This is a genomic window from Petrachloros mirabilis (genome assembly GCF_975968855.1).
Genome location: NZ_CDLUDY010000175.1, coordinates 1 through 3,923, shown reverse-complemented (window position 1 = coordinate 3,923; position 3,923 = coordinate 1). Strand labels below are relative to the sequence as shown.

Annotated in this window: 6 protein-coding genes; 4 read left to right on the top strand and 2 right to left on the bottom strand. The window is 55.7% G+C overall.

Going from position 1 to position 3,923, the window contains the following annotated elements:
• The 3 genes from ACWVCN_RS07180 to ACWVCN_RS07170 all read left to right on the top strand — a co-directional run.
• Positions 1–471: ATP-binding protein DrrA1-3 family domain-containing protein (locus tag ACWVCN_RS07180; RefSeq protein WP_455244879.1), on the top strand; the 471-nt coding region annotated here is incomplete at its 5' end.
• A 9-nt stretch (positions 472–480) separates the two neighbouring features.
• Positions 481–1,260, top strand: coding sequence for an ABC transporter permease (locus ACWVCN_RS07175; RefSeq protein ID WP_455244878.1), 780 nt, complete (start codon positions 481–483; stop codon positions 1,258–1,260).
• A 30-nt stretch (positions 1,261–1,290) separates the two neighbouring features.
• Complete coding sequence (locus ACWVCN_RS07170; protein ID WP_455244877.1) at positions 1,291–2,262, top strand: SirB1 family protein; 972 nt, start codon at positions 1,291–1,293, stop codon at positions 2,260–2,262.
• Positions 2,263–2,295: 33 nt separating this feature from the next.
• Here ACWVCN_RS07170 and ACWVCN_RS07165 read toward each other — a convergent pair whose 3' ends face one another.
• Positions 2,296–3,051, bottom strand: a complete 756-nt coding sequence (locus ACWVCN_RS07165) for an MBL fold metallo-hydrolase (RefSeq protein ID WP_455244876.1) — start codon at positions 3,049–3,051, stop codon at positions 2,296–2,298.
• 12 nt (positions 3,052–3,063) lie between these two features.
• Positions 3,064–3,558: a MarR family winged helix-turn-helix transcriptional regulator gene (locus tag ACWVCN_RS07160; RefSeq protein ID WP_455244875.1), complete on the bottom strand. Its 495-nt coding sequence runs from the start codon at positions 3,556–3,558 to the stop codon at positions 3,064–3,066.
• 62 nt (positions 3,559–3,620) lie between these two features.
• On the opposite strand from ACWVCN_RS07160, the gene ACWVCN_RS07155 reads away from it, so the two are divergent.
• Positions 3,621–3,923 (top strand): hypothetical protein (locus ACWVCN_RS07155; RefSeq protein WP_455244874.1); only part of this gene is annotated, 303 nt, incomplete at its 3' end.

Sequence of the window (3,923 nt, the reverse complement as noted above, 5' to 3'; positions counted from 1 at the left end):
CTCGACGTGCAGAGCCGCCTGCGGATTTGGGACTATGTGCGGATGCTGAAGGGGCAGGGAATGACCATCGTCATGACCACCAACTATCTCGACGAGGCCGACCAACTGTGCGATCGGATCGCGATTATCGACGGAGGGAAAGTGAAGACGATCGGCTCTCCGGCAGAGCTCAAGGTCGGCCTCGGCGGTGACATCGTCTCGGTTACCTTAAAAGAGATCGGTATGACGGCTTCGTTGGAAGCGGCCTTGAAGGGCCAGCCCGCAATCAAGTCGGTGCGGGCCACGGACAAGGGCCTCGATATCCGGGTCGAATCACCGGAGAAGGCCCTGCCTGCGATTTTAGAGTCGGCCAATCGGTTAAACTGCGGAATCGAGTTCATTCAATACAATCGGCCTCGCCTGGACGACGTGTTCATCGCCCATACGGGACGGGCGATCACGGAATCCGTTCCGGAAGCCGAGACAGCATAGAGGAATAACGTGGCCGAATACTGGCAAGAGATCAGCGCGCTGACGATGCGGTGGGTGCGGCGGTTGAGTCGTGAAAAATTCAGTATGCTGTTCACCCTCGTTCAGCCGATGCTGTTCTGGCTGATCTTTTTCGGGAATCTGTTCCAGCGCGTGGCGGATACGCAAGTGACGCAGGCGCCGAACTACATCAGCTTCCTGGCCGCCGGTGTCGTCGTGATGACGGTCCTCAACAACGGACTGGCCGGCGGCGTGGACTTACTCTTCGATAAAGAGAACGGGTTCTTGGAGCGGCTGATGTCGACGCCGATCCGCCGCTCGTCCGTAATCCTGAGCCGATTTATCTTCGTGACGTCGATCACCAGCCTGCAAGTGCTGGTGATGCTGGCGGTGGCTTTTCTCTTCGGGGTGCAACCGGCGACCGGATTGCTGGGGATTGCCATGATCTTGGTGATCGGAATGATGTTCGGGGTCGGATTGACGGCCATTTCGATGGCCATGGCCTTCTCCGTGAAAAGCCATGGCGATTTCTTCTCTGTACTCGGCTTCTTGTCGCTGCCGATGATATTCTTGAGTTCAGCCCTGGTGCCCTTGGCAGCCATGCCGGACTGGATGAGTTTCCTGGCGAAGTTCAATCCGATGACCTGGGCGATCGATGCGATCCGCCCGTTGATCTTGACGAGCTGGAGCGATGCGCTACCGCATGTGGTGATGGTTGTGGTCGTCATGGTGATCTTCGATGCGATCTGTTTGTATGGCGGGGCGAAGGCCTTCCGCCGTGCCATGGGGTAACAGGATGTCAGTTGGGGTATTGAGTCCCCTGTGCTCGCGCACCGCGGCACGCAAGGTGTATCAGAATTTCAATCAAGGGCGGTGCTCGGTGGACGCGCGCAGTTGGGTATTCAACACCCCAACTGTGGTGAGGGGGAGATAGTGGTTATACCCGAAAGTCAGATCAGAGCCCTCATCCGGTTGCTGGCCGACGAAGACGACAAGATCGTCCGGACGATCAGCAGCAAGCTGATCGATATTGGCTCCTCCGCCGTTCCCCTCCTTCAAGAAGCGGAAATCGAACAGCCGGAAATGGCGGAGCGCATTGCCTCGGTGCTGGAGGAGATTCGCGGCGGGAAGCTCGAAGACGAGCTTATCGATCTGGCTGCATTGCCCGATGAGCGGATGGATCTGGAGCAGGGCACCTTTCTCATCGCCCGCTATGCCTACCCGTCTTTGGATGTCGGGAGCTATACACGCCAGCTCGATGAGATGGCGCAGGAGGTTCTGGATCGCATCGGTCCGAGAGCCTCAGGTGAAGAAACCGTCAAGACCCTTAATCGCTACCTGTTCACGGAACAGGGGTTCAAGGGCAACACAAAGAACTATTATGAAGTGGAAAACAGCTATCTCAACCGTGTGATCGACCGCCGTACCGGGATTCCGATCAGTCTTTCCATAGTGTATTTGCTCATCGGGAAACGGCTCCGTCTTCCGGTGCATGGCATCGGAATGCCGGGACATTTTCTGGTGAAGTACGAATCGGACCGCTATAGGATCTTCGTCGATTGTTTCAACGGCGGGGCGTTGCTCACGGAAAAGAATTGCCAGCGGTTCTTGACGGAAGCTGGATACGGGTTTGATGAGAGATACCTTCAACACAGCCCGGTGCGGGCGATCCTTTCACGGATGATGAAGAATCTTCTCGCGATCTATGCGAAGGTCGATGATCCGATGAAGAAAGCCCGCCTGACGAAGTTCATGGAGATCCTTGGGTGTGAAATCAAAGAAGGCGGGCTGTAGAGGCCGACGTCTCCGGAAGCGCGAATTGATTTCTTAAATCTTGATTGTCATCAGATCGCGTGCCAGCGTGATCGGTCCGTCGAACGATTCCCCTGCCTGTTCCTTCACGTTATATCGTTCCGCAATCTGGTAAAAGTGTGACAGCAGGAGCCGGCCAAGGCCGGCCTCTTGTGCGACCCGACCGCATTCTCCTGCATGAAGATGTGCGGGCCCGGGCTTGTTCGCCGGGAATGAACAATCGAGCACGGCAACGTCGGCATCTCCGCATAACCGAACAAGATTGTCACAGTAGAGGGTGTCGCCTGAATAGGCCAAAGCCTTCCCTCGATAGTCGATTCTGTATCCGACACAGTGAAGGTCTGGGACATGTGTCATGGTTCGCGGGGTAATCCTTGTGTCCCCGATCGTGAAGCTCCGGTCTCCTACTTCTTTGAATATGACCTTGAAAGGCGGACGTGAAAAACTCGGGAACGTTGCCATGATTATGCCCAGGAGACGTTTGGTTCCTCGAGGCCCAATCACCGTGATGCCGGGACGATGCCCGCCTCCGTACTTTGCGTAGATGACGGCATCGAAAAAGAATGTGATGAAATCCGAAAAGTGATCCGCATGGAAATGTGAAAAGAGGATGTGGGTGATTCTATGACGGTTAATCCCGGTCTTCATGAGGTTGGTTAACGTTCTCGGACCGAAATCCAGCAAGAAGGTGTTGTCCGTTCGGACGAGATAGCCTGCCGCTGCGCGTGTGGGGTGTATATTCGTACCCGAACCGAGTATGGTCAACCGCAATGCATTCCTCCTTTACGAGCCGTGTTCCTGAAAGCTGTCTCGTATTCTTATCAATAATGATCGCGCCGTTTCAGCATCCCGTTGCGAGAGTGCGTGTGCGAAGAAAGGCCTGAGGAAGGCGATATGTGCGGCGAAGACTTTCTGGTAGAGGGAGTGGCCTTTGTCCGTTAATCGTATCTTCGTACAACGTTTATCGCGGGAGACGGGCTCCCGACGGATCAAGCCCTTCTTCGCCAACCGATCAAGCACGCCGGTCAGCGTCCCTTTCGTCACCAGTGTCTGGGAGGACAGTTCCGAACAGGTCAGGCCTTGAGTATCGCCGAGGGTTACGATCACGTCGAATTGCGACGGGGTCAAACGCATCGATCGAATGTGACGGCTGTCCGCCCGCCAGAAGGCAAGGTAGGCCTCGACCAGAGGCCGGAGGACCTTGAGATAGGGGTCGTCCTGAAGATCGGGCAGGTCCATTGATGCGAGAGAATAGTCCGTGTGTAAACAGAGATTCAAGCGCTGGCATTTTTCGCATCCGCTGGCGGAGTTTTTCGGTACCCTGCTATGATGCGCTGGCTATGCTTCGACGTTCTGAAGGCAATGTGAATTTAGCGGCAATCGTTCTCCTGTTGGGGATCGTGATCGCCTCGGTGTGGGTCTGGAAACGGTTGTCCCTCGAAACACAGGACTACATCGTGGACCAGGCTGTGCCGATCGTGCTTATGGCTGGGGTGTGCCTGGCTCTCCTGTCTGTGGCGGTGCGGGCGATTCGACGCAGGCAACAAAAATTACGACGGAGGGCAAAGCTCCTGGCGCTGTTTGAGCGTGAACCGGCACGCGAGAAAAGACTGGAAATCGCCTTTACGCTGATCGAGTTGAAT